This window comes from Streptomyces aureocirculatus, from assembly GCF_000720475.1.
GTDB lineage: Bacteria > Actinomycetota > Actinomycetes > Streptomycetales > Streptomycetaceae > Streptomyces > Streptomyces aureocirculatus.
In genome coordinates this window covers 48,105-72,989 of sequence record NZ_JOAP01000034.1, presented here as the reverse complement: position 1 = coordinate 72,989, position 24,885 = coordinate 48,105, and the positions used below count along the sequence as shown (strand labels likewise).

Here is a 24,885-nt window from a genome sequence, read left to right as displayed (position 1 = left end):
CGATGCGGGCGGCGCGGCGGACCGGGTTCAGCGGACGTCCCGGGTTCAGCGGACGTGTCGCCGTACGAAGACGTCCCGTGCCGCGTTCGTGTCGCCCGGGACCATGTTCGTGGCGTCCGAGGTGAAGACGAACGTGCGCGCGTCGCCGCTGGACGCGTAGGCGGTGAAGCCCTGGTCCTCGCTCTGGCCGCCGCCCTGCGGCACGTTGACGCGACGGGTGGTGCCCGACTTCAGGTCCCGTACGTACAGGGGGCCCTTGGCGGGGTCGCCCGCGGTGAGGCCCGACGCCGAGGAGGTGAACGCCACCTGGCGGCCGTCGGGGGTGATGCGGGCCTGGTAGGAGTGGTCGTCGGTCTGGCCGCCGTCCGCCCGCCGGGTGACCTTCTTGATCTTTCCGGTGCGGGTGTCGAGGCGGAAGATGTCGCTCTTGCCGTTGGTGTCGCCGCCGACCAGCGGCTCGGCGGACTCGAAGGCGGCGTACCCGCCGTCCTCGCTGAGCGAGGGCACGCCGATCCGCAGGTCCTTGCCGGTCGGTGAGAGGTCGATCCGCTTCGAGGTGCCGGTCCTCGCGTCGTGGACGTAGGTCCTGCCGCCGAGGCCGGGCCGGACCTGGCCGATGCCGTAGCCGACGTGGCGGCCGTCGGCGCTCAGGGTGAGGCCCGCGACGATCCAGGCGGGGTGGCCCGTGACGATCTCGCTGACCCTGCGGGTGCTGCCCTCCTCGCGGTCGCGCAGGTAGACGCCGGTCCACATGCCGTCACCGCCGCCGTCGCCGTGGTCCTTCAGCGCGGACACGAAGGCCACGTACCGGCCGTTCGCGCTGATCCGCGCGCCGGTGGCGTAGTCGCCGAAGACCGGCTTGTCGTCGTCGGAGAGGCTGACGATCTCGGTGCGGCCGGTCCTGCGGTCCTTCAGGAACGTGCCGCTGTACAGGCCGCCCGCCTCCTCGACCTGCGCGGAGTAGGTGACGTACCGGCCGTCCGCGCTGATCGACGGGTCGCCCGCGCCCGAGGTGTACTGCGCGCCGGAGTCCCGGAGGCTGACGCGCTCCACCTTCTTGGTGCGCAGGTCGTGCAGGTAGATGTCGGGGCGCTGGTTGGTGTCGCCGGGCACCAGGTTCGTGGCCTCGGACTGGAAGACGGCGTAGCGGCCGTCGGCGCTGATGTCGGCCGCGTCCGACGGGCCGTCCGCCTGGGTGCCGTCGGCGGCGACGCTCACCCGCTCGGTGCGCGGCGCGGGCGCGCGGGTGTCCGCGGCGGCCGCCGCGGGGAGGACGGCGCCGGTGACGGCGGCGGCGAGCGCGGCCGCCAGGGCAGCGCGGGTGGTGAGACGCATGGATGGTTCCCCCGTGAGATGTTGCAGGTTGTTACTGGCTGTACTTCACCGTTCACGCAGACACACGGACGCGACGGGGTCCTTGGTTCCCCCCGTGGCCGCGAGAGTGCGTACGAAGACGTCCGGGTGGCCGTTGGTGTCGCCCGGCACCAGGTCGCCGGCCTCCGAACCGAACACGACGGCACGGCCCTTGGCGGCCACGGCGCCGAGACCGGCCCGCGCGTCCACGGGGCCGACGTCCTCGCTGCGGCCGGTGCGCAGGTCGAGCAGGCGCAGTCCGCCCGCGCCGGACAGCGCCGCGTACCGGCCGTCCGCCGTGGCCGACCTGGCGCGGCCGTCCGCGACGCGTTCGGTGGTGCCGGAGCGCACGGTGTGGACGTACAGGCCGCCCCGTGCGTTGAACAGGACGCGGCGGCCGTCGTCGGTGAGCCGGACCAGTTCGCCGGTGCCGAGGCCGGTGTCGAGCTGGGTGCGGGCGCCGGTGGCGGGCTCCTTGAGGAAGACGTCCCCGCGGTCGTCGGGGCCTTCGCTGTAGCCGCCGATCTGGTACGCGACCCGACTGCCGTCGTCGGTGACCGAGGCCCCGCCCTTGTCGCCCTCCTCCGGACCTGAGATCAGCTCGTCGGTGCCGGTGGTGGTGGAACGGACGTACAGGAGGCGGGCGTTCTGATTGCCGTTGCGATTGCCGAGGGTGTACGCGACGCGGGTGCCGTCGGGGCTGATCGCGGCCACGGCGCCCAGTTCGTTGCGGCCCGGCGGGTCCTGGGGCCAGAGGCGCGTCGCGGTGCCGGTGGCCCGGTCGTACAGGTAGGGCGCGGCGAACCGCTTGGTGGCCGTGAAGGCGACGCGGCTGCCGTCGGCGCTCAGGAGCGGGCTGCCGTAGAGGTGGCCGCTGCCGAGGTCGATGCCGGTCAGGGCGCCCGTGGTCAGGTCCTTGACCTTCAGGCAGTGCAGATACTGCGCGCAGCCGAGGGCGGGCGCCTGGGTCACGAACGCGACGTGCCCGCCGTCGGCGCTGATCGAGCCGCTGCCGGAGGCGCCGTCGAGCTGGGCACCGTCGGCTGTGGTGCTGACGCGTTGGGTGAAGGGGGCGTGTGCGGTGGCGGTCCGCGCCGTGCCGGTCCCGGACTCGGCGTGTGCGGTGGCGGCCGCGGCGAGCGGGGCGGTGCTCAGCGCGAGGCCGAGCACCGCCGTCCACAGGGCCGCCGGGTGCGACCGCCCGCGCGGTCGCGTCATCGCCGCGTCCACTTGAAGACGTCGGTCAGGTCGTTGGTGTCACCGGGCACCACGTCGGTCTCCGCCGAGGAGAAGACGACGGTGCGGCCCTTGGCGCCGACCGAGCCGGGGACGGCCGAGCCGGTGCCGACGACGCGTACACGGCCGGTGCGCAGGTCGCGCAGGCGCAGCGTGGAGGCGTCGTCGGAGTGGAGGAGGTGCGTGCCCTCCGGGGCGAGTGCCTTCGCGGTGGTGCCGGAGTAGTGCTTCACCTTGCCGGTGCGCAGATCGCGTACGTAGGCGCCGTCCGCGGAGTTCAGGGCCACGGTGCGGCCGTCGCCGCTGATCTCGACGAGCTTGGCGGCGGTGCCGTCGTCGACGCGCTGGAGGCTGCCGGTCTCGCGGTCGCGGACCCAGACCTGTTTGGTGCCCGCGTCCTCGTACGCCACCTGGCGGCCGTCGGCGCTGATGGAGGGGTTCACCATGTCGCGTGCGGCGTCGGGCGGGCCGTCGCTGACGACTTCGCGGGTGTTCGTGGTCCAGTCGTAGACCTCGACGCGGTACGGGTCCGCGGGGTGCCGCGGCCGCAGGACGTAGGCGACGTAGCGGCCGTCGGCGCTGATCACGGCCTCGCCGGAGCTCTCCTTGAAGCCCTTGGCGTCGACCCGGCGCTTCTCCCCCGTGCTCAGGTCCACCACGTAGGAGGCCGTGGTGTGCGAGCCCCAGTCGAGGTACGTGGCGAACCGGCCGTCGTCGCTGATGTCGGGGGCGGTCAGGCTGTCCCGGACCCTGGTGACCTTGCCGGACTCCTGGTCGCGGACGTGCGCGGAGCTCTGCGGCCGCGTGTGGGTGTCGGGCGTGAGGTTGGTGGCCGCGCTGCTGAAGGCGATGTGGCCGCCGTTCGTGGTGACCGTCGCCGCGCCGGACGAGCCGTTGGCCTCGGCGCCGTCGGCTGCGACGCTGACGCGCTCCACGCGTGGCGCGCGGCGGTCGTCGGACGGAGCGGCCCGCGCCGCCGGAGGTGACGCGACGACGGCGAGCGCCGTGGTGAGAGCGGCTGCGGACGCCACCCGTGCGGCTCTGTGCATGATTCCCCCCGGAATCCCCTCAGAGCGCCCGAAGTCCTCTGGGCGCGCCTCCCCCGGCCCGGCGCCGAGGGTCCATCGGGATACAAGCGCCTTCCCGCGGGCCCCGCAATCCGCAGGAGTGCGTACAACCTCGACGGGCCCGCACGCGTCCGTGTGCACGGCACCGGCCGGAGTTCAACGACAGGCCCTAGTCCCGCGGGCGCAGCGATTCGTCCAGGAACTCCCTTGCGTGTACGAGGACTTGGTCGCGTCCGGTGCCGCGCAGGCCGATCGCCACATGGATGGAGAAGCCGTCCAGGAGCGCCCGCAGCCGGGTCGCGAACCGGTCGGCGTCGACGGCACCGAACTCCTCCCGCGAGACGCCCTCGGCGAGCAGCGCCACCAGGTCGCGGTGCCAGGCCCGCTCGATCGCCGCCTGCCGGTCGCGGCCCGCCTCGTCCGCGTTCAGGGACCGGTTCCACACCTCCAGCCAGAGGATCCAGTGCGGGTCGCGGTGGCCCTCGGGGACGTACAGCTCGACGTAGGCGTCCAGGCGGGCGCGGGCCGTGGCGTCCCGGGCGAGCAGGGTGCGCCGCTCGGCGCCGAGGCGGCCCTCGCTCCACTCCAGGGTGCGCAGCAGCAGCTCGTCCTTGGAACCGAAGTAGTAGAGCAGGTGACCGCTGCTCATGCCGACCTCGCGGCCGAGCGCGGCCATGGTGAGCTGTTCCAGGCCACGCTCGGCGATCATTTCCATGGCGGCCGCCATGACGTCCTCACGCGGTGGGGCGTTCTTCCGCGCGCGGGCCCGACCGGCCATCCCGTACTCCTTGATCACACCTTCGGCTGCTGCTGGGTGACGCAGTGGATGCCGCCACCCCCGGCAAAGATCGTACGGGCGTCGACGAGCGTCACGGTCCGGTCGGGGAAGAGGCCGCGGAAGATGCCCGCCGCGATCTCGTCGTGGGGGTCGCCGAAGGCGCACAGGACGACGCCGCCGTTGCAGAGGTAGTGGTTGATGTACGAGTAGTCGACCCAGCCCTCGTCGTCCTTCAGGACGGTGGGCGCGGGCACTTCGACGATCCGCAGGGTGCGCCCGCGCGCGTCCGTCTGCCCCCGCAGGGCTGCGACGACCTGCTTGCTGACCTCGAAGTCGGGGTGCGCGGGGTCCCGCTGGGAGTGCACGAGAACGACGCCGGGCGCGGCGAACGCGGCGACGATGTCGACGTGGCCGAGGGTGCCGAAGCCGTGGCCCGGGTAGTCGGCGGTGAGGCCGCGCGGCAGCCAGATCGCCTTGGTCGTGCCGAGCCGGGCGTGGATCTCCGCCTCGACCTGCTCGCGGGTCAAGCCGGGGTTGCGCTCGGGGCCGAGCTGCACGGTGTCGGTGAGCAGCACGGTGCCCTCGCCGTCGACGTGGATGCCGCCGCCCTCGTTGACGAGGGGCGAGGGGTGCACGGGCACGCCCGCGAGGTCGGCGACGTGCCGGGCGATCTTCGCGTCGTGCTCCCAGCGGGCCCACTCCTGGGCGCCCCAGCCGTTGAACGTCCAGTCGACGGCGGCGAGCCGGTCGCCGTCGCTGACGAAGGTGGGGCCGATGTCCCGCATCCACGCGTCGTCGAGTTCCCGCTCGACGAGCTCCACGTCGGGGCCGAGGAGCGCGCGGGCCGACTCGCTCTGGCCGGTGCCGACGACCATCGTGACGGGCTCGAAGCGGCGCACGGCACGGGCCACGGCCGCCCAGGCGGCCCGCGCGTCGGCGAGTTCCCGCTCATTGGTGAAGGTGGGGTTGGGGCCCGGCCACGCCATCCAGGTGCGCTCGTGCGGGGCCCACTCGGGGGGCATGCGGAAGGTCATCGCGGGGTCCTCACAGGAAGTAGGGGTCCGCACAGGGAGTACGGGCTCTCACAGGAAGTACAGGCGGTTGAGGGAGACGGAGTCGGCGGGTTCGGAGCGCAGCGGGTCGCCGTCGAGGGTGACGAGGCCGGTGCGCTGGTCCACGTCGACGGCTCCGGTACGCGAGTTCAGGCGCAGGTCCGCGGGGCCGATGCCGCGGGTGCCGCGCACGGCGACCCGCCTGCGCCGGGTGGGCATCGTGTCGTTGCCCTGGTCGAGGGCGGCCTGGGCGACGAAGGCCACGGAGATGTCGGCGGGGGTGGCGCCGTACGCCCCGAACTGCGGCCCGAGGACGAGGGGTTCACAGGTGTCGGTGGCGGCGTTGGGGTCACCGACGACGCCGTAGGCGGGGAAGCCGGACTTGAGCACCAGTTGCGGCTTCGCGCCGAAGAACTCGGGGCGCCACAGCACGATGTCGGCGAGCTTGCCCACCTCGATGGAGCCGATCTCGTGGGCGAGGCCGTGGGCGATGGCGGGGTTGACGGTCAGCTTGGCGACGTAGCGCAGGACACGCCCGTTGTCGTCGTGCGGGCCGTCGCCGTCCACGGGGCCCAGTTCGGCCTTCATCTTCCCTGCCATGGCGAAGGTGCGGCGTACGGTCTCGCCCGCGCGGCCCATGCCCTGCGCGTCCGACGACGTGATCCCGATGGCGCCGAGGTCGTGCAGGACGTCCTCGGCGCCCATGGTCCCGGCGCGGATGCGGTCGCGGGCCATGGCGGCGTCGCCGGGCAGGTCGGTCTTCAGGTCGTGGACGGACACGATCATGCCGTAGTGCTCGGCGACGGCGTCCCTGCCGAAGGGCAGGGTGGGGTTGGTGGAGGAGCCGATGACGTTCGGCACACCCGCCATCTTCAGGACGTTCGGTACGTGGCCGCCGCCGCAGCCCTCGATGTGGAAGGCGTGGATGGTCCTGCCGTCCAGGACGCGCAGGGTGTCCTCGACCGACAGGCACTCGTTCAGGCCGTCGCTGTGCAGGGCGACCTGTACGTCGTGCTCCTCGGCGACGCGCAGCGCGGTGTCCAGGGCGCGAGTGTGGGCGCCCATGTCCTCGTGCACCTTGAACCCGGACGCCCCGCCCTCGGCGAGCGCCTCGACAAGGGGTGCCTCGTGCGAGGACGAGCCCCGGCCGAGGAAGCCGATGTTCACGGGCCAGGCGTCGAAGGCGTTGAAGGCGTGCCGCAGCGCCCAGGGCGCGTTGACGCCGACGCCCCACACGGGGCCGAACTCCTGGCCGATGACGGTGGTGACGCCGGAGGCGAGGGAGGCCTCCATGATGCGCGGCGAGAGGAGGTGTACGTGGGTGTCGACCGCTCCGGCGGTCGCGACGAGGCCCTCGCCGGACACGATGGAGGTCCCGGTCCCGACGACCACGTCGACGCCGTCGAGGGTGTCCGGGTTACCGGCCCGCCCGATGGCGTGGATGCGCCCTTCCCGGATGCCGATGGACACCTTCCTGATGCCCTGCACGGCGTCGATGACGACGACGTTGCTGATGACGACGTCGCAGGTCTCGCGGACCGCGGCGGCCTTGAGGTGCAGCCCGTCGCGGGCGGTCTTGCCGAATCCGGCGAGGAACTCGTCGCCGGGCCGCTGGGCGTCGGACTCGACGCGCACGACGAGCCCGGAGTCACCGAGGACGAGGCGGTCGCCGGCGCGGGGGCCGTGCACGGAGGCGTACTCGTAGGGGTCCATCACTCGCCTTCCTCGGGGGTGCCGGGGGTGCCGGGGGTGCCGGGGGTGCCGGGGGTGCCGGGAGTCTCGGGGGCCTCGGGGGCCTCGATGATCTCGGGGATCTCGGGGATCTCGCGGATCTCGGGGACCCCAGGCGACTCGATTGACCCGGAGGCCTCGGCTGTCCCGGATATCTGGGGCGTCCCCGGGTGCCGCGGGGTGTCCGCCCCCAGATATCCGCAGGCCGCGGCCCGCCGCAGGGCCTCGCCCCGTGCTCCCGGCGCGTCCAGGGGGCCGTCCACCAGGCCCGCGAAGCCGATCGCGATCCGGTCGCCGCCGATGGGGACGAGCCCGACGTCGGCCGTGCCCCCGGGGCTGAACCGCACCGACGACCCGGCGGGCACGCACAGCCGCATGCCGTAGGCGGCACCGCGGTCGAAGTCGAGCCGCGGGTTGGCCTCGAAGAAGTGGAAGTGCGAGGTGACGCTGACGGGCACGGTCGCGGTGTTGCGCACGGTCACGGTGACGGCGGGGACGGGTTCCGGGTCCGGTGGCGCGGGCCGCAGCGCACCCGGCGCGTCCGGGCCGAGCGAGCCGCCGCCCACCGGGTCGGCGACCACGGCGAGCCGCGAACCGTCCTCGAAGACGGCCTCCACATGCACCTCGGTGACCACGTCGGCGACGCCAGGCAGCACGTCGTCGGGGCCGAGCACCGACCGCGCCCGCTCGATCGCCTCCGCGAGCCTGGCCCCGTCCCTGGCGGCCTCGCACACCGTGTCGGCGATCAGGGCGGTCGCTTCGGGGACGTTCAGCCTGAGGCCGCGCGCCCTGCGGGCCCTGGCCAGCTCGGCCGCGCCGAAGAGCAGCAGCCGGTCGCGTTCCGTAGGGGTCAGTCGCACGCCGCGACACCTCGCATCGTGGGTCGGAAGTCACCGTCCGTGGCCACCATCGGCCACGGTTTAGAACGACACTCTAAACGGCTGTCCCCTTGTACGAAACCATTGACGGAACAGCAACATCTCGCCCACATTGAACGCCACTCAAACATCTGGTCCGACCTCTGGTCCGACACCACGTCCGACACCACGTCCGACATCAATCCGACATCTGGTCCGTTTCGAGCGAGCGTCAGGGGCGCCCCATGCCGATAGAACAGCGCGGAGTCGACACCGTCCCGGAGGAGGAACGCACCAGCGGCCCGCGGGACGTGGTCTCGATCCTGCTCGGCTCCAACCTCTGCCTCGGGGTGATCGTCTTCGGCTGGCTGCCGGTCTCCTTCGGCCTCGGCTTCTGGCAGTCGGTGACCGCGGTGGTGGCGGGCACGCTGCTCGGCGCGGCGCTGACCGCGCCGCTCGCCCTCGTCTCGCTGCGCACGGCGACGAACCTGTCGACCTCATGGCAGCGGGCCTCTCGGGGCCGATCGCCTTCATCACGCTGCTCGGCGACTACACCCGCTATGTCTCACCGCGGCGGCACTCGTCCCGCACGGTGCTGCGGGCCACCTGTGTGGGGCTCACGGCGGGACTGCTCGTGCCGCAGTTGTTCGGCACGTTCACGGCGTACGCGGCGGGCGCGGCGCTCGACTACGCGGAGCCGCTGGTGTCGGCGGCACCCGGCTGGTACCTGGTGCCGCTGCTGCTCGCCGCGTCCGCCGGGTCCGTGGGCAACGCCGGTCTGATGCTGTACTCCATGGGGCTCGACCTCGACGCGATCGTGCCCGATCCTGGGGCTCCGCCCCAGACCCCGCTCCTCAAACGCCGGAGGGGCTGAACATGTGCGCCACACCGGCGAAGACCCTGCCCGCCCTGCGAAGGCTAACCCGTCGGCGAAGGTGCCCTGCCCGCCCGTCGGAGTTCCTGACACGGCGCGGAGGCCGGGTCCGGCGAGGTGTCGCTGCCGGGCCCGGCCTCCGTGACCGGTCGATGAAGGGGGGAGGGCCTCAGCCCAGGCGGTGCATCCACCCGTGCGGGTCCGCCGCCACGCCCCGCTGGATGTCGAGCAGCGCGTCCCGCAGCTTCATGGTGACCTCGCCGGGGTTGCCGCCGCTCTGCGTCCACTCGCCGCGGGCGGACTTCACCGTGCCGACCGGTGTGATGACGGCGGCGGTACCGCAGGCGAAGACCTCGGTGAGCGTGCCGTTCTCGGTGTCGGCCTGCCACTGGTCGATGGAGACGCGGCGCTCCTCGGAGGCGTAGCCGAGGTCGCGGGCCACGGACAGGAGCGAGTCGCGGGTGATACCCGCGAGCAGCGAGCCCGTCAGCTCGGGGGTGACGATCTTGTCCTCGTACACGAAGTACAGGTTCATGCCGCCCAGTTCCTCGACCCACTTGTGCTCGACGGCGTCGAGGTAGGCGACCTGGTCGCAGCCCTTCGCGGCGGCCTCCGCCTGGGCGAGCAGGGACGCGGCGTAGTTGCCGCCCGTCTTGGCGTCGCCCATGCCACCGGGGACGGCGCGCACGCGGTCCTCGGAGAGCCAGATGGAGACGGGCTTGACGCCGCCGGGGAAGTAGGCGCCCGCGGGCGAGGCGATGACGGCGAAGAGGTACTCGTTGGCGGGCTTCACGCCGAGCCCGACCTCGGTGGCGATCATGAACGGGCGCAGATAGAGCGATTCCTCGCCGCCGTGCGCGGGCACCCAGTCGATGTCCTGCGCGACCAGGGCGTCGCAGGCCTCGATGAAGGTCTCGACGGGCAGCTCCGGCATGGCCATCCGGCGCGCGGAGGACTGGAAGCGCCGGGCGTTGGCCTCGGGGCGGAACAGGGCGACCGAGCCATCGGGCTGACGGTAGGCCTTCAGGCCCTCGAAGATCTCCTGGGCGTAGTGCAGGACGGTGGTCGCCGGGTCGAGCGAGAACGGGCCGTACGGCACGAGCTGCCCGTCGTGCCAGCCGCGGCCCTCCGTCCACCGGATCGTCACCATGTGGTCGGTGAAGTGGCGGCCGAACCCGGGGCTTGCCAGGATCGCCTCGCGCTCCGCGGCCTTGGCCGGGGTCGAGGATGGCTTGAGCTCGATCGAGGGCGTCGTCATGGTTGCGTGTCCTTCACCGGTTTGTGTGTGACGGACCGCGCTCGTACTCGTACGCGTGCTCTCACGGCGTACGGGCATACGCCGCTTCGCGGCCCCACGTCCGATTATCGCTCGTGGCGCGGCTCGAATGAAACGGCGGTCCTTGCGGCCCTGGGTTCGATGGTGACACCCGGTGGCCGCAAACGAGAAGCCGCCGGGTGCTGGTGCGACCCGGCGGCTTGCTGTGACGTGGTGGCAGCCGGCGGATCAGCCCGCTACGCGTACGGCGAGGGCGTCGCCGATCTCGTCGGTGGAGCGGGGGGTGTCCCCGCGGGCGCCGAGGTCGGCGGAGACGGCTTCCTCGACCCGGATCGCCTCGTCGTCGTAGCCGAGGTGCCGCAGAAGGAGGGCGACGGACAGCACGGTCGCGGTCGGGTCGGCCTTGCCCTGGCCGGCGATGTCGGGAGCCGAGCCGTGCACGGGCTCGAACATCGAGGGGAACTCACGGCTCGGGTTGATGTTGCCGGACGCGGCGACGCCGATACCGCCGGAGACGGCCGCGGCGAGGTCGGTGATGATGTCGCCGAAGAGGTTGTCGGTGACGATCACGTCGAAGCGGCCCGGGTCGGTGACGAGGTAGATCGTCGCCGCGTCCACATGGATGTAGTCCGTGGTGACCTCGGGGAACTCCTCGGCCACCGCGTTGAAGACATTGGTCCACAGGTGACCTGCGAAGGCGAGCACGTTGTTCTTGTGGACCAGGGTCAGCTTCTTGCGCGGGCGGGCCTGGGCGCGGGCGAAGGCGTCCCTGACGACGCGCTCCACACCGAAGGCCGTGTTCACGGAGACCTCGGTGGCGACCTCGTGCGGGGTGCCCTTGCGGATCGTGCCGCCGTTGCCGGTGTAGGGGCCCTCGGTGCCCTCGCGCACGACGACGAAGTCGATCTCGGGCTGGCCCGCGAGCGGCGTGGCCACGCCCGGCAGGAGCCGCGAAGGACGCAGGTTGACGTGGTGGTCGAAGGCGAAGCGGAGCTTGAGCAGGAAGCCGCGCTCCAGGACGCCGGAGGGGACCGAGGGGTCGCCGATGGCGCCGAGCAGGATCGCGTCGTGCTGCTTGAGGTCCACGAGGTCGGCGTCGGTGAGGGTCTCACCCGAGTCGTGGTACCGGCGGGCCCCGAAGTCGTACTCCTTGGTCTCCAGCTTCACGTCCTCCGGGAGGACGGCGTTGAGGACCTTGAGCCCCTGGGCCACGACTTCCTGGCCGATCCCATCACCGGGGATCACTGCGAGATCGATGCTGCGAGACATGTCGGCACCGTACTCCTCGTCCCATCCCATGACACGCGACGTCCAGGATATGGACGGGCGGCCGCGCGCCATCGGCCGGTTTCCCACCGGTCGGCGGGAGTTCACCGCGGTGTGGGACGGGAGTGGGGCGCCGCTGGGAAGTTACTGGTCATGGACACTCCGAACGTCGGCATCCCCGAGCACCTCGCGCAGCGCCTGACCATGCCGGAGCAGCACGAGTACCTGCGCCGGAGGCTGTCACGCCGCAAGGTCCTCGTCTCCTCCATGGTCACCGCGGGCGTCGCGGGCGGTACGGGACTCCTTGCGGGCAGTTCGGGCGGCGCCCCCGCGGAGCGTGCCGCCGCCTCGGCCCCGCTCGCCGCGCCGCGCCGGGCGGTGCGGGTCGACGGCGCGATGGTGGCGCCCTTCGGCCGGCATCTCGCCTTCGGCGGCGACCCGCGGACCCAGATGCGCGTCTCCTGGCAGGTGCCGTTCGCGGTGAAGTCCCCGTACATCAGGGTGGGGACCGAGCCCTGGGAGCTGAGCCGGAAGATCGAGGCGGAGGTGCGCGACCTGCACACACCCGCGCTCTCCCGCAAGCTGCCGAAGGTCGAGCAGTACTACCTGCACGCGGCCCTCGACGGTCTGCGGCCCGGCACGACGTACTACTACGGCGTCGGCCACGACGGCTTCGACCCGGCGTCGCCGGAGCGGATGTCCAGCATCGGCTCGTTCCGCACGGCTCCGGCGCGGCCGGAGACGTTCGTCTTCACGGCCTTCGGCGACCAGGGCGTGAGCTATGACGCGCTGGCCAACGACCAGTTGATCCTGGGGCAGAACCCGGCGTTCCATCTGCACGCGGGCGACATCTGCTACGCGGACACCACGGGCCACGGCAAGGAGGGCGACACCTACGACGCGCGGGTGTGGGACCAGTTCCTCGCCCAGACCGAGTCGGTGGCGAAGTCCGTGCCGTGGATGGTGACGACCGGCAACCACGACATGGAGGCGTGGTACTCGCCGAACGGCTACGGCGGCCAGTCGGCGCGCTGGTCGCTGCCCGCCAACGGCTTCGACCCCGAGCGGGCGCCCGGCGTGTACTCGTTCCGCTACGGCAACGTCGGTGTCGTCGCCCTCGACGCCAACGACGTCTCGTACGAGATAACCGCCAACAAGGGCTACTCGGACGGCAGGCAGACGGCCTGGCTCGACGAGCGGCTCGGCCTGCTGCGCGCGGACGACGACATCGACTTCGTCGTCGTGTTCTTCCACCACTGCGTGTACTCGACGTCGACGCACGCCTCCGACGGCGGGGTGCGCGACGCGTGGCTGCCGCTGTTCACCAAGCACCAGGTGGACCTGGTGATCAACGGTCACAACCACGTGTACGAGCGGACCGACGCCGTCAAGGGCGGCGAGGTCGGCAAGCCGGTGCCGGTCGGCGCGTCGACCGATCCGACGCGCGACGGCATCGTGTACGTCACCGCGGGCGGCGCCGGCAAGGACCTGTACGGCTTCCCGGTCGGCGTCAAGGACAGCTACGAGGGCCACGAGCACGACGAGGGGACGATCCTCACGTTCCACTGGACCAAGCAGCGCCTGCCCGACCCCGACACCGTGGAGTGGTCACGGGTGCGCTACACCGGCTTCTCGTTCCTCGCGGTGGAGGTGAGTGCCGGGGCGAGCCCGAAGCTCACGGTCTCGGCGCTCGCCGAGAGCGGCGAGCGGATCGACCACTTCGAGATAGCGCGCGGGAAGCAGACCGCGGACGGGTGACGCGGGCGGGGCTCAGTGCCCCGTCTCGCCGCCGTTGTCCCTGCGGTCGAGGGCGCGCTGGAGGGCGGCGGCGGCGTTCTTGCGCTCCGACTCGTTGCCACGGGCGGTGTGGCGGACTCGGCGGACGGTCGTCTCGGCCATGAGAAATCGACTCCTTAGATCAGGCTCCGGGAGTGCGGTTCCGCGGGCTCGGGGAGCGGCGCGGAAGCGGCGGGTTACGAGACGCCGGAAGGGGCGGGGAGCGCGGGCCACAGGGTTCGCCTGCGCTGGTGCCCGGCTCACGACCGCCATTCGCTTGATCGAGCGAGACGTTCGGCTCCTACAACGCTAGGACAGCTTCGGCTGCTTGTCTCTACAAATAGTCGGGCTTCCTACTATCTGAGACGGCGGCCACCCGGCCGACCGGCCGGCGTTCCGCTTCCCACCGCCGCCGGCGCACCCGCGCCCCGGGCCCGCCGGAACGCCTCGCCCGGAACTAGAACACGTCGCCGTCACGCCAGTCGATGAGCAGGGGATGCGCCGGGTCGAGGTCGGCGTTCCACAGCATCGGGGCCTCCTCGTCCGGCATGTGCTCGACGCCCCGCGGGCCGAGCGTGCCGACGAGGCCCGGCCAGCTCACCCAGTTGTGCGCGCGGTACAGCTTCTCGCCCTCGTCGGACGGCGAGAGGACACCGAGGTCGTAGCCGCCGCCGACAATCCGCTCCAGGGCGCTCATCACCCGTCCGCCGAGGCCCTGGCGCTGCCGTTCGGGGTGCACGGCGACGTTCTCCACGTAACCGACGCGCAGGGAACGGCCGTTGTGCAGGACGCGGCGCTGCACGACGCTGCCGTGGGCAAGCAGGGTGCCGTCGGCGTCATGCAGGAGCGCGTGCATCCCGCCGAGGCCGTGTGCCCAGTCCTCGTCGCTGAAGTCGCCCTCGAAGGCCAGGTCCATCAGGGCGCGGGCGGCGACGAGCTCGGCGGCTGAGAGGTCGGCCGTGTGGGCCGTGCGCAGGACGGTGCGGGGAGCTCCGAGGCTCTCGGAGGGGGTGAGGGGTGCGGTCACGGGCTCACCGTACTCAGGGCCCATTTGAGTACGCATCCCGATTATTCGGTGCCCCGCGCGGCGGCAGAGTCGACAGCATGAACGCTTCCTCCGGCTCTCCCGGACTCTCCGGTTCGCCCGGGCCCACCGGTCCTGCCGGGCCCACCGGTCCTGCCGGACCCACCGGCCCACCCGGGCTCTCCGGCTCTCCCGCACCCTCGCGCTCCCCCGCACCCACCGGTCTCGGCCTCTACGCGCTCAAGCCCTGGTACGCGCGGCGCCTTTGCGGTGTGCGTGGGGCCCTGGCCCGGCGTGCGGTGTCGCCGGACGCGCTGACGGCGGCGGGCGTGGGGTGCGCGGCGGGCGCGGCGGCGGCCCTCGCGTGGCTGCCCGCGCCGCTCGCCGCGCTCCCGGTGGCGGTGCTGCTCGCCGCACGCCTGGCGTTCGCGAACCTCGACGGCGCCCTCGCCCGCGACACCGGCCGCAGCACGCGGCGCGGCGCCCTGTTCAACGAACTCGGCGACCGGGCCGCGGACCTGGTGATGCTCGCGGGGTTCCTCCACCTCGCCCCGCTGTGGCTGGTGGCGACGGCGGCCCTGGCGGCGACGCTCCCGTCCTGGGTGTCCCTCGCGGGCGCGGCGGCGGGCGCGGGACGCCTGAACGGCGGCCCGGTCGGCAAGACGGAACGGTGCGCCCTGGTGGTCGTCGCGGCGGTCTCCGGCTTCTGGGTGCCGGTGCTCGTGGTGATCGCGGCGGGCTCGGCCCTCACGGCCGTGACCCGGTGCGTCCAACTGTGCGGGGGGCTGGGGGTCCGATGAGTCTCGCGCTGCTCACGGGTGAGGCGGCGGCGCGGGCCGTGCCCGTGGTGGCCGGGGTCCTCGGGGCCGGCGGGGTCGCGGTGGCCGCGCTGCCCGCCCGGGTGCGGATGCGCGCCGAACTGCGCCGGCGCTGGCGGACGTGGGCCCTTGCGGCGCCGGTGTTCCTCGGCGCCCTCTGGGCGGGCCCCGCGGGCGCGTTCGTGCTCGCCGCCGGGCTCGGGGTGGTCGCCGTCGCCGAGTACGCGCGGATGACCGGGCTGCCGCGGGGCGAACGCGCGGTGCTGTGGGCGGCGGCCGTGCTGCTGCCCGCGGCGGCGTGGGGCGGCCCCGACTTCCCGCACGCGGTGGGCGGGCTCGACGCGGTGGCCGGGCTCGACGCGCGGACCGTCGGGGCGATGCTGCTCCTCGCGGTGCTTCCCGCCCTGTTCTCCGGCGACTCCGCGCACGGTTTCACCCGGGCGAGCCGGGCGATCTTCGGGCTGCTGTGGATCCCGCTGTCCCTGACCGGCCTGGTGCTGCTCGGGGACACGGCGGTCGCGGTGGGCGTGGCGGTGGCGTTCGGCGACGTGGGCGCGTGGTGCGGCGGCACGGCCCTGGGCCGCCGCGGCCCCCTGGCCCGCCCCCTTTCCCCGCTGTCCCCGAACAAGACGTGGGCGGGCGTCCTCGGCTCGGCCGTCGCCACCGCCGCGGGGCTCGCCGCGGTCGGCGCCTGCACGCCCCCGCTGTGGGCGGCGGTGCTGACCGGCTGCGTCCTTGGCGACCTCCTGGAGTCCATGGTCAAGCGGGAGGCGGGCGTGAAGGACGCGGGCACCTGGCTGCCCGGCTTCGGAGGGCTCCTGGACCGGGTGGACTCCCTGCTCCTCGCGCTGCCGATGGCGATGGCGGTGACGCTGTGAGCACCCAACAGGTCCGGTACGGCGAACCGCGTACGCACACCCCGCGCCCACGGGCCGCCGGACGCGTCGCCGCCCGCCTCCGCCGAGCGCTGTGGTGGACGCTGCTCACCCTCACCGGAGGTGTGTCCCGCCGCGGCCGCCTTCCGCGCGGCGGCTGTGTGGTCGTGGCCAACCACACCTCCCACGCCGACACGGCGGCCCTCCTCGCCGCCCTCGACGCGGCCCACTCCCCCACGATCGCCGCGGCGGCGGACTACTGGTTCGCCTCACGCCGGCGCAGCCGCGTCTGCTCCCGCCTCGCCGCCGGGTTCCCCGTGCGCCGCACGGGCGGCGGCACGGACGACCTCCTGGCCAAGGCGGACGCGCTGCGCGCGGGCCGTGCGGTGGTGCTGTTCCCGGAGGGCACCCGGGCCCGCGCGGGCGACATCGGCACGTTCCACAAGGGCGCCCTGGTCCTGGCCCGGCGGGCGGACGTGCCCGTCGTCCCCGTCGGCATCGCGGGCACGGACCGCCTCCTGCCGAAGCACGGCAGGCTGCGCCCGGCCCTGGTGCGCGTCACCGTGGGCGAGCCGCTGCCGCCGACGGTGACGCCCGCCGAGGCCCGCGCGGCCGTGGTGGAACTCCACCGCCGTACCGCGGGAGAGCCCCTGCGCGACTCCCGTGCCCGGGCAGGGACCGCCACCCGCGACTGGCTGACCGAGTCGGCCCTCTCCCGCGGCTCCCGCACCCTCACCGTCGGCCTGATGTTCGGCGCTTCCGGCTTCCTCGCGCACCGGCTCCGCCGCTTCTACGGCACGTATCTGGTACTGCTGGGCAGCGGGTTCACGGCGGGCCTTGCGGTCGTCGTCGCGAACTGGCGCTGACGGACCGGGCGTTCGGCGCGCGGACATCGGTACGCACCATGGCGCTCCCGGGCCCGCCGCCCCAGAATCGCAGCATGCCTGATACCGAACAGAGCAAGCCGGAGACCGGACGCCCCGACGCACAGCCCGACGCGCCCTGGACCCCCATCCACGGGCAGCCCTACCGCTCCGTCCCCTACCGCCCCGCCCGCATGCCCACGAGCGAATCGCTCGCGCAGGCCGCCGAGTTGAAGTCCCGTATGCGTGAGCGGCGCACGGTACGGCAGTTCTCCACGGACCCGGTGCCCCCGCAGGTCGTGCGGGACGCCGTCGCCTGCGCGGCGACCGCGCCGTCGGGCGCGCACCAGCAGCCGTGGACGTTCGTCCTGGTACGGGACCCGCAGGTGCGCCGCCTGATACGGGAGGCGGCCGAGCACGAGGAGCAGATCTCCTACGACGGGCGGCTCGGCGAGGAGTGGCTGGCCGCGCTGCGCCCGCTCGGCACGGACGAGGTGAAGCCGCATCTGACGGACGCGCCCGCCCTGATCGTCGTCTTCCAGCAGCGGTACTGGCTCGGTCAGGACGGCACCAAGCACAAGCACTACTACGTGGACGAGTCCGTCGGCATCGCCGTCGGCATGCTGCTCTCCGCGCTGCATCTGTCGGGCCTCGCCGCCCTGGTGCACACGCCGAGCCCGATGCGGTTCCTGTCCGAGGTGCTCGGCCGCCCGGAGAACGAGAAGGCGTTCGCCGTGATCCCCGTCGGCTACCCGGCCCCGGACTGCGAGGTCCCCGACCTCGTGCGCAAGTCCCTGGACCAGGTCCTGGTGGAGGTGTGACCGGGCGGCGCGACCAGGAGGCGTGACCAGCCGAAGACAGCGTAACCAGTAAAAGGCGCTTGACTGGTTAGATGTAGGCATGCTCGAATCATCTCATCGTCAACCGCCAAAACGGCAATGAGGGGTTAGACATGAGCGCCCAGGTCCACTACCGGTCCGTCGGGGTCCGCGGCCACGAGGTCTGCTACCGCGAGGCGGGCCCCGCCGACGCCCCCGCCCTGCTGCTCCTGCACGGCTTCCCGACCAGCTCGCACATGTTCCGCGACCTGATCCCGCGCCTCGCCCACCGCTACCGCGTGCTCGCCCCCGACCACATCGGCTTCGGCCGCTCGTCGGCGCCCGCGGCCGACGCCTTTTCGTACACGTTCGCCGAACTCGCCGCCGTGACGGCCGAGTTCACCGAGGCGGTCGGCCTGGACCGGTTCGCGCTGTACGTCCAGGACTACGGCGCCCCGATCGGCCTGCGGCTCGCGCTCGCCCACCCCGAGCGCGTCACGGCGATCGTCACGCAGAACGGCAACGCGTACGAGGAAGGACTCGGCGAGGAGGCCTGGGCGCCCGTGTTCGCCCATACGGCCGCCCCGAGCGAGGAGACGGCGGCGCCCGTGCACGCGATCCGCTCCCCCGAGGGCATCAAGTGGCAGTACACGCACGGCGTCCCGGACCAGAGCCTGATCAGCCCGGACGCCTGGGAGCACGACGTGGCCCTGATGGCCCGCGAGGGCCAGGACGCGATCCAGTTCGCCCTCATCACCGACTACGGCAGCAACATCGCCCTCTACCCGGACTTCCACGCGTACTTCCGGGAGCGTCAGGTGCCGCTGCTCGCGGTGTGGGGCGGCCACGACGAGATCTTCGTCCCCGCCGGGGCGCTCGCCTTCCAGCGCGACCTGCCGGAGGCGGAGATCCACCTGCTGCCGACGGGACACTTCGCCCTGGAGACGCACGCCGAGCAGATCGCGGGCCTGATGGACGACTTCCTCGTACGGAAAGTGGCACAGGCGCACACAACACCGCCCCCGGCCGGGGTGGGGCCCAGGCCGGGGGCGGGATTCAGGGGGCAGGCACCCCGCGGGGGCGTCAGCCCATGTGCGGGTAGCCGTACTCGGTCGGCGGGACCAGCGTCTCCTTGATGGCGCGGGTCAGGGTCCAGCGCTGGAGGTTCTGCGGGGCGCCGGCCTTGTCGTTGGTGCCGGAGGCACGGCCGCCGCCGAAGGGCTGCTGGCCGACGACGGCGCCGGTCGACTTGTCGTTGATGTAGAAGTTGCCCGCGGCGTAGCGGAGCTTCTCCATCGTGTACGCGGCCGCGGCACGGTCGCCCGCGATGACCGAGCCGGTGAGCGCGTAGTCGGAGGCCGACTCCATCTGGGTCAGCATCTCCTCGTACGCGTCGGCCTTGCTGTCGTCGTACACGTGCACGGCGAGGAACGGGCCGAAGTACTCGGTCGAGAAGACCTCGTTGGCCGGGTCGGTGCACTCGACGACGGTCGGGCGCACGAAGTAGCCGACGGAGTCGTCGTAGGTGCCGCCCGCGACGATGGTGCAGGTCTCGTCGGCCTTGGCGCGGTCGATGGCCGCCTTGTTCTTGGCGAAGGCCCGCTCGTCGATGACGGCGCCGATGAAGTTCGACAGATCGGTGACGTCACCCATCTTGATGCCGTCGACCTCGGCCGCGAACTCCTCCTTGAAGCCGTCGTTCCAGATGGAGGCCGGGATGTACGCGCGTGAGGTCGCGGAGCACTTCTGGCCCTGGAACTCGAAGGAGCCGCGGGTCAGCGCGGTCTTCAGGATCGCGCGGTCGGCGCTCGGGTGCGCGACGACGAAGTCCTTGCCGCCCGTCTCACCGACGAGACGCGGGTAGGTGCGGTACTTGGCGATGTTCTCGCCGACCGTCTTCCACAGGTGCTGGAAGGTCGGGGTCGAACCGGTGAAGTGGATGCCGGCCAGGTCGCGGTGGTGCAGGGCGACCTTGGAGACCTCGATGCCGTCGCCGGTGACGAGGTTGATGACGCCCTTGGGCAGACCCGCCTCCTCCAGGAGCTGCATGAGGAGCACGGCGGCGTGCGTCTGCGTCGGGGACGGCTTCCACACGACGACGTTGCCCATCAGGGCCGGGGCGGTCGGGAGGTTGCCCGCGATGGCCGTGAAGTTGAACGGCGTGATCGCGTAGACGAAGCCTTCCAGCGGGCGGTGGTCCAGACGGTTCCACACTCCGGTGGAGTTCGCCGGGGGCTGCTCGGCGAGCAGGTCACGGGCGTACTTCACATTGAAGCGCCAGAAGTCGACGAGTTCACACGGGGTGTCGATCTCGGCCTGCTGGGCGGTCTTGGACTGGCCCAGCATGGTCGAGGCGGCCAGCGTCTCGCGCCATGTGGTGGACAGCAGCTCGGCGGCGCGCAGGATGATCGCGGCGCGGTCGTCGAAGGACATCGCACGCCAGGCCGGGGCGGCCGCGAGGGCGGCGTCCACGGCGTCCTGGGCGTCCTGCTGCGTGGCGTGGCGGCCGGTGCCGATGACGGCCTTGTGGTTGTGCGGCTGCACGACCTGGAAGGGCTCGCCGCCGCCGAGGCGCTTCACGCCGCCGATCGTCATCGGCAGCTCGATCGGGTTCTCGGACAGCTCCTTGAGCTTGGTCTCGAGCCGGGCGCGCTCCGGGGAGCCGGGGGCGTAGCCGTGGACCGGCTCGTTGACCGGGGCGGGGACCTGGGTCACAGCGTCCATGAGTTCCGTAACTCCTTAGTGCGGGGAAAATCTGGCGGCCGGGCGGGCTCAGCCCTTGGTGAGGACGGACCGTGCGAAGAACAGCAGGTTGGCCGGCTTCTCCGCGAGACGGCGCATGAAGTAGCCGTACCAGTCGGTGCCGTACGCGGTGTACACACGCATCCGGTGGCCCTCGGCGGCGAGCCGCAGGTGCTCGTCGCTGCGGATGCCGTACAGCATCTGGAATTCGTACTCGTCCAGTTTGCGCCCGGCGCGGCGCGCGAGCTCCTGGGTGATGGCGATGAGCCGCGGGTCGTGGGACCCGATCATCGGGTACCCCGAGCCCTCCATCAGGATCCTCAGGATACGGACGTACGCCTTGTCGGTCTCGGCCTTGTCCTGGTACGCGACGGAGGCGGGCTCCTTGTAGGCGCCCTTCACGATGCGTACGCGGCTGCCGTTCGCGGCGAGGCGGCGGGCGTCGTCCTCGGTGCGGAAGAGGTAGGCCTGGATGACGCAGCCCGTCTTCGGGAAGTCCTTCCGCAGCTCCTCGTGGATGGCGAACATCGAGTCGAGGGTGGTGTGGTCCTCGGCGTCGAGGGTGACGGTGGTGCCGATCTCGGCCGCCGCCTCGACGACGGGGCGGACATTGGCGAGGGCCAGCTCGTGGCCGTTCTCCAGCGCCTGGCCGAACATGGACAGCTTCACGGACATCTCGGCGCGCTCGCCGAGACCGAGGTCCTTCAGGCGCCCCACCAGCTCCAGATAGGCGTCGCGGGCGGCGGTGGCCTGCTCCGGGGTCGTGATGTCCTCACCGACGACGTCGAGGGTGACCTCAAGGCCCTTGTCGGCGGAGTCCACGATCACCGGAACCACCTGGTCGACGGTCTCACCGGCGATGAACCGGGCCACGACCTGCTTGGTGCCCGGCGCCGCCGACACGAAACGGCGCATCTTGTCACTGCGCGACGCGGCAAGGATCACGGGACCCAGCACGGGCACCTCCACGGGAGTACGAACGAGTGTCGCACCTGCGTCGTTTTGCGACTAAACCGGTACGGCACGGAGAACCACCGTGAAACTTATGGATCCCGCCGATCCTGGGCCATCGACACCTGTCACGCATTCGTGCGCTGGATCTCAGACAGATGTATGAACCCGGTCCCGGACTGCGCGACAATGGACCTGCCACGGCGCGATACAGCACGGCACGAGCGAAGGGCCACGACGGGTGAAGGGCGACTACCAGGAACTGGTCGACGAGATCTCCGCCCTGCTCGGCGCGCCCGCGACGCTGGAGAACCGGGACTTCGAGCTGATCGCCTTCGGCGCGCACGACGGCGGCGACGGCCTCGACGCCCCCGACCTCGACCCGGTCCGCACCCGCTCGATCCTCACGCGCCGCTCGACCGCCCAGGTCCGCTCCTGGTTCGAGAGCTTCGGCATCACCCGCGCCACCACCCCCGTCCGCATCCCGCCCACCCCGGAGGCGGGCGTGCACCGCGGCCGGATCTGCCTACCGGTACGGCACCGGGGGTACGCCCTCGGTTACGTGTGGCTGCTCGACGACGAGCCGGGGCCGACGGACGCGAAGCTGGCCGCCGCCATGGAGGTCGCCACCCGGATCGGGGCGCTGCTCGCGGACGAGGCGCAGGCGGGCGCGGACCTCACCAGGGAGTTCCGTGCCGTCCTGACGGCCGAGCGGGGCTGGCAGCGGGACATGGCGGTGGCGGAACTGCGCACGGCGCTCGGGACGCGTGGTGAGGGCCTGCACGCGGTGGTGTGCGTGGCGCCGTGGCCGGTGGCGAACCCCGAGGACGCGCCCGCGCTGCGCACCGTGCCGGGGGCGACGGCGCTGTGCATGGTGCCCTGGGCCATGGGGGCCGGCGCCGGGCAGTCGCTCGCGGTCCTTGTGCGGCTGCGGTCGGCGGATGCCCTGACCCCGGCGGTCACGACGGCGTCGCGGCTCGTGGACTCGGCGGGCCGGGGGGCGGCGGCGGGGGTCGCGGACGCCAGGGCAGGCCTGGAGGACCTGGGCGCGGCCTGGGGCGAGGCCGCGGCGGCGGCGCGGGCGGCACTCGCCGAGCCCCGGCTCGGACCGCTCGCCCGCTGGTCGGACATCGGTCCCTACCGCCTCCTGACGGCGCTGCCCGCGGAGGCCGCGCAGGACGCGGCGGCCCGCGCGCTCCTCACCCCGGCGCACCGCGAACTGGCCCGCACCGCGGAGGTCTTCCTGGACCTCGCGGGCCAGGCGGGCCGGACGGCGGCGGAGTTGGGCATCCACCGCCAGACCCTGTACTACCGCCTTTCCCGCGTGGAACAGCTCACCAAACTCGACCTGGACGAGGGCGAGGACCGGCTGCTCCTCCACATGATCCTGAAGGCAGCACGCCTGCGCTGAACGAGCGCCGCCGCCCGCCCCGTTCAGGGGCGGGCGGCGGCGCTCGTTCAGGGACGAGTGACGGCGTGCCCTTCAAGCCCGTCCGGCGTTTGAGGACGAGGCCGAAGGCCGATTCCCCCACAACGGACCCGAGGTCGCCACACAGCCCTAGTCGGCGAGATTGACGGAGCGGGCGGAGGTGGCGCCGATCTCCTCGGCGAGCTCACCGAGCACAGGCTGCGGCACCGTGTCGTCGACCGTGAGGACGGCAAGCGCCTCCCCGCCCACGTCAGCACGAGCGACCTGCATCCCGGCGATGTTGATCCCGGCCTCGCCGAGGACCCGGCCCACGGTGCCGACGACGCCGGGCCGGTCCGCGTACCGCAGGACGACCATGTGGTCGGCGAGCGCCAGATCGACGTCGTACTCACCGACGGCCACGATCTTCTGGTGGTTCTTGGGCCCGGCCAGGGTGCCGGACACGGCGATCTCCTCGCCGTCGCCGAGCGTGCCGCGCACGGTGACCACGTTGCGGTGGTCGGGCGACTCCGAGGACGTGGTGAGCCGCACCTCGACACCGCGCTCCTGGGCGAACAGCGGGGCGTTCACATAGCTGACGGTCTCGTCGACGACATCCTCGAACACACCCTTGAGGGCGGACAGTTCGAGCACCTTCACGTCGTGCTGGGTGATCTCGCCGTACACCTCGACGTCGAGCCGGGCCGCGACCTCGCCCGCGAGGGCGGTGAAGATCCGGCCGAGCTTCTCGGCGAGCGGAAGACCGGGGCGCACGTCCTCGGCGATGACACCGCCCTGCACGTTCACGGCGTCCGGCACCAGCTCACCGGCGAGGGCGAGCCGCACCGACTTGGCGACGGAGATGCCCGCCTTCTCCTGGGCCTCGTCGGTGGAGGCGCCGAGGTGGGGGGTGCACACGACCTGGTCGAGCTCGAAGAGCGGGGAGTCGGTGCAGGGCTCCTTCGCGTACACGTCCAGGCCCGCGCCCGCGACGCGGCCCTCCTTCAGGGCCGAGTACAGCGCCTCCTCGTCGACGATGCCGCCGCGGGCGGCGTTGACGACGCGCACGGACGGCTTGACCTTGTGCAGCGCCTCGTCACCGATGAGACCGAGGGTCTCGGGCGTCTTGGGCAGATGCACGGTGATGAAGTCGGAGGCCTCGAGGAGTTCGTCGAGGGAGAGGACCTTCACGCCCATCTGGGCGGCGCGCGCGGGCTGTACATACGGGTCGTAGGCCACGACCTTCATGCCGAACGCCGACATGCGCTGCGCGACGAGCGCGCCGATCCGGCCGAGGCCGACGACGCCGAGCGTCTTCTCGGCGAGCTCCACGCCGGTGTACTTGGAGCGCTTCCACTCGCCGTTCTTCAGGGCCGTGTTGGCCTGCGGAATGTTGCGCGCGGTGGCGACGATCAGGCCGCAGGCCAGTTCGGCGGCGGTGACGATGTTCGAGGTGGGGGCGTTGACGACCATCACCCCTGCCTTGGTGGCGGCGGAGACGTCGACGTTGTCGAGCCCGACGCCCGCGCGGGCGACGACCTTCAGCTTGCGTGCGGCGGCGACGGCCTCGGCGTCCACCTTGGTCGCGGAGCGGACCAGGATGGCGTCGACGTCGGCGATGGCGGGCAGCAGCTCGGCGCGGTCCGCGCCGTTGCAGTGCCGGATCTCGAAGTCCGGGCCCAGGGCGTCGACAGTCGCGGGCGACAGCTCTTCAGCGATGAGTACGACCGGTTTGCCGTTGGCAGCAGTGCTCACGTGAGTCCTCACAAGTCCAATGCGGACGGCCGTCCCGACGGCCGCAGGCGGTGGAGGGCAGCGGCACCGGGGATGTGCCTGCTCCTCCTCGGTGTCGCTTTGCCGCGTGGAAGACGCACGACGCTGTGGGCCTGACGCGTATGTGGTGCGCAGTCTAGTGGCGCGTCGGGGCCCCGCTTGCGCCTGACCGGAAGGATCACCCGGACGTGGCTGGCCACCGCGGACAAAGCGAAGTGCGGGAGATCGGGCCCGGCCCTGGCAGGATCAAGCCCGGGCCCGGCAGGATCAAGCCCCTCCGGCGATCGAGGAGCCGGGTCCGGGGCAGCGCCCCGGAAACCCACGACGACGGCGCGGACACGGCACCG

The 24,885-nt window shown here is 72.3% G+C and carries 21 protein-coding genes and 1 pseudogene; 8 read left to right on the top strand and 14 right to left on the bottom strand.

The window, feature by feature from the left end; translation table 11 throughout:
- Positions 1-45: 45 nt before the first annotated feature.
- The 7 genes from IG78_RS50675 to ureA form a co-directional block, all read right to left on the bottom strand.
- Positions 46-1,335, bottom strand: coding sequence for a TolB family protein (locus IG78_RS50675; protein ID WP_051852998.1), 1,290 nt, complete (start codon positions 1,333-1,335; stop codon positions 46-48).
- A gap of 45 nt (positions 1,336-1,380) precedes the next feature.
- Positions 1,381-2,571, bottom strand: coding sequence for a TolB family protein (locus tag IG78_RS44315; RefSeq protein WP_157855886.1), 1,191 nt, complete (start codon positions 2,569-2,571; stop codon positions 1,381-1,383).
- Positions 2,568-3,638: a TolB family protein gene (locus IG78_RS0128085; RefSeq protein WP_225882252.1), complete on the bottom strand. Its 1,071-nt coding sequence runs from the start codon at positions 3,636-3,638 to the stop codon at positions 2,568-2,570. Before IG78_RS0128085 ends, IG78_RS44315 begins: the two co-directional genes overlap by 4 nt.
- Positions 3,639-3,825: 187 nt before the next feature.
- Positions 3,826-4,434 carry a TetR/AcrR family transcriptional regulator gene (locus tag IG78_RS0128080; protein WP_030568079.1) on the bottom strand — a complete coding sequence of 203 codons (609 nt, stop codon included), beginning with the start codon at positions 4,432-4,434 and terminating at the stop codon, positions 3,826-3,828.
- Between the two features lie 14 nt (positions 4,435-4,448).
- Positions 4,449-5,468 carry an agmatine deiminase family protein gene (locus IG78_RS0128075; protein ID WP_030568077.1) on the bottom strand — a complete coding sequence of 340 codons (1,020 nt, stop codon included), beginning with the start codon at positions 5,466-5,468 and terminating at the stop codon, positions 4,449-4,451.
- Between the two features lie 48 nt (positions 5,469-5,516).
- Positions 5,517-7,199 (bottom strand): urease subunit alpha, encoded by a 1,683-nt coding sequence (locus IG78_RS0128070; RefSeq protein ID WP_030568075.1) that lies wholly within the window; start codon positions 7,197-7,199, stop codon positions 5,517-5,519.
- Positions 7,199-8,077: an urease subunit gamma gene (ureA, locus tag IG78_RS0128065; protein ID WP_037686549.1), complete on the bottom strand. Its 879-nt coding sequence runs from the start codon at positions 8,075-8,077 to the stop codon at positions 7,199-7,201. Before ureA ends, IG78_RS0128070 begins: the two co-directional genes overlap by 1 nt.
- 242 nt (positions 8,078-8,319) lie before the next feature.
- Here ureA and IG78_RS46385 point away from each other — a divergent pair.
- Positions 8,320-8,897: pseudogene (locus IG78_RS46385) on the top strand (cytosine permease); the annotation flags it as partial.
- A 220-nt stretch (positions 8,898-9,117) separates the two neighbouring features.
- Here IG78_RS46385 and IG78_RS0128055 read toward each other — a convergent pair.
- Positions 9,118-10,206: a branched-chain amino acid aminotransferase gene (locus IG78_RS0128055; protein WP_030568071.1), complete on the bottom strand. Its 1,089-nt coding sequence runs from the start codon at positions 10,204-10,206 to the stop codon at positions 9,118-9,120.
- A 246-nt stretch (positions 10,207-10,452) separates the two neighbouring features.
- The gene (locus IG78_RS0128050; RefSeq protein WP_030568069.1) at positions 10,453-11,493 is read right to left on the bottom strand and encodes a 3-isopropylmalate dehydrogenase; all 1,041 of its coding nucleotides are present in this window, start codon (positions 11,491-11,493) and stop codon (positions 10,453-10,455) included.
- Positions 11,494-11,643: 150 nt separating this feature from the next.
- On the opposite strand from IG78_RS0128050, the gene IG78_RS0128045 reads away from it, so the two are divergent.
- On the top strand, positions 11,644-13,248 hold the full coding sequence (locus IG78_RS0128045) for a purple acid phosphatase family protein (protein WP_030568068.1): 1,605 nt from the start codon (positions 11,644-11,646) through the stop codon (positions 13,246-13,248).
- Between the two features lie 12 nt (positions 13,249-13,260).
- Here the strand turns inward: IG78_RS0128045 and IG78_RS52220 are convergent, their stop codons facing one another.
- Together IG78_RS52220 and IG78_RS0128035 are read right to left on the bottom strand one after the other, a co-directional pair.
- Positions 13,261-13,389, bottom strand: a complete 129-nt coding sequence (locus tag IG78_RS52220) for a hypothetical protein (RefSeq protein WP_263972735.1) — start codon at positions 13,387-13,389, stop codon at positions 13,261-13,263.
- A 334-nt stretch (positions 13,390-13,723) separates the two neighbouring features.
- Complete coding sequence (locus tag IG78_RS0128035; protein WP_225882251.1) at positions 13,724-14,293, bottom strand: GNAT family N-acetyltransferase; 570 nt, start codon at positions 14,291-14,293, stop codon at positions 13,724-13,726.
- A gap of 77 nt (positions 14,294-14,370) precedes the next feature.
- Between IG78_RS0128035 and IG78_RS0128030 the strand changes: the two genes are divergently transcribed.
- From IG78_RS0128030 to IG78_RS0128010, 5 genes are all read left to right on the top strand, one after another.
- On the top strand, positions 14,371-15,090 hold the full coding sequence (locus IG78_RS0128030) for a CDP-alcohol phosphatidyltransferase family protein (RefSeq protein ID WP_225882250.1): 720 nt from the start codon (positions 14,371-14,373) through the stop codon (positions 15,088-15,090).
- A complete protein-coding gene (locus IG78_RS51670; RefSeq protein WP_030568062.1) occupies positions 15,087-15,986 on the top strand; it encodes a phosphatidate cytidylyltransferase in 900 nt (299 codons plus the stop codon). The genes IG78_RS0128030 and IG78_RS51670 overlap by 4 nt, the downstream gene beginning before the upstream one ends.
- Positions 15,983-16,849: a lysophospholipid acyltransferase family protein gene (locus IG78_RS0128020; protein ID WP_030568060.1), complete on the top strand. Its 867-nt coding sequence runs from the start codon at positions 15,983-15,985 to the stop codon at positions 16,847-16,849. Before IG78_RS51670 ends, IG78_RS0128020 begins: the two co-directional genes overlap by 4 nt.
- A gap of 191 nt (positions 16,850-17,040) precedes the next feature.
- Positions 17,041-17,667, top strand: coding sequence for a nitroreductase family protein (locus IG78_RS0128015; protein ID WP_037686558.1), 627 nt, complete (start codon positions 17,041-17,043; stop codon positions 17,665-17,667).
- Positions 17,668-17,798: 131 nt separating this feature from the next.
- A complete protein-coding gene (locus tag IG78_RS0128010) occupies positions 17,799-18,800 on the top strand; it encodes an alpha/beta fold hydrolase (protein ID WP_078965656.1) in 1,002 nt (333 codons plus the stop codon).
- Here IG78_RS0128010 and pruA read toward each other — a convergent pair.
- Both pruA and IG78_RS0128000 read right to left on the bottom strand, forming a co-directional pair.
- Positions 18,748-20,388 (bottom strand): L-glutamate gamma-semialdehyde dehydrogenase, encoded by a 1,641-nt coding sequence (gene pruA, locus IG78_RS0128005; protein WP_030568054.1) that lies wholly within the window; start codon positions 20,386-20,388, stop codon positions 18,748-18,750. The two genes, IG78_RS0128010 and pruA, sit on opposite strands and share 53 nt — an antisense overlap.
- 48 nt (positions 20,389-20,436) lie before the next feature.
- Positions 20,437-21,363 (bottom strand): proline dehydrogenase family protein, encoded by a 927-nt coding sequence (locus IG78_RS0128000; RefSeq protein WP_030568052.1) that lies wholly within the window; start codon positions 21,361-21,363, stop codon positions 20,437-20,439.
- Between the two features lie 235 nt (positions 21,364-21,598).
- Here IG78_RS0128000 and IG78_RS0127995 point away from each other — a divergent pair, with 235 nt between their 5' ends.
- Positions 21,599-22,768, top strand: a complete 1,170-nt coding sequence (locus IG78_RS0127995) for a helix-turn-helix domain-containing protein (RefSeq protein WP_030568050.1) — start codon at positions 21,599-21,601, stop codon at positions 22,766-22,768.
- 147 nt (positions 22,769-22,915) lie between these two features.
- Here IG78_RS0127995 and serA read toward each other — a convergent pair whose 3' ends face one another.
- Positions 22,916-24,520, bottom strand: coding sequence for a phosphoglycerate dehydrogenase (gene serA / locus IG78_RS0127990; protein WP_030568045.1), 1,605 nt, complete (start codon positions 24,518-24,520; stop codon positions 22,916-22,918).
- Between the last annotated feature and the right edge of the window lie 365 nt (positions 24,521-24,885).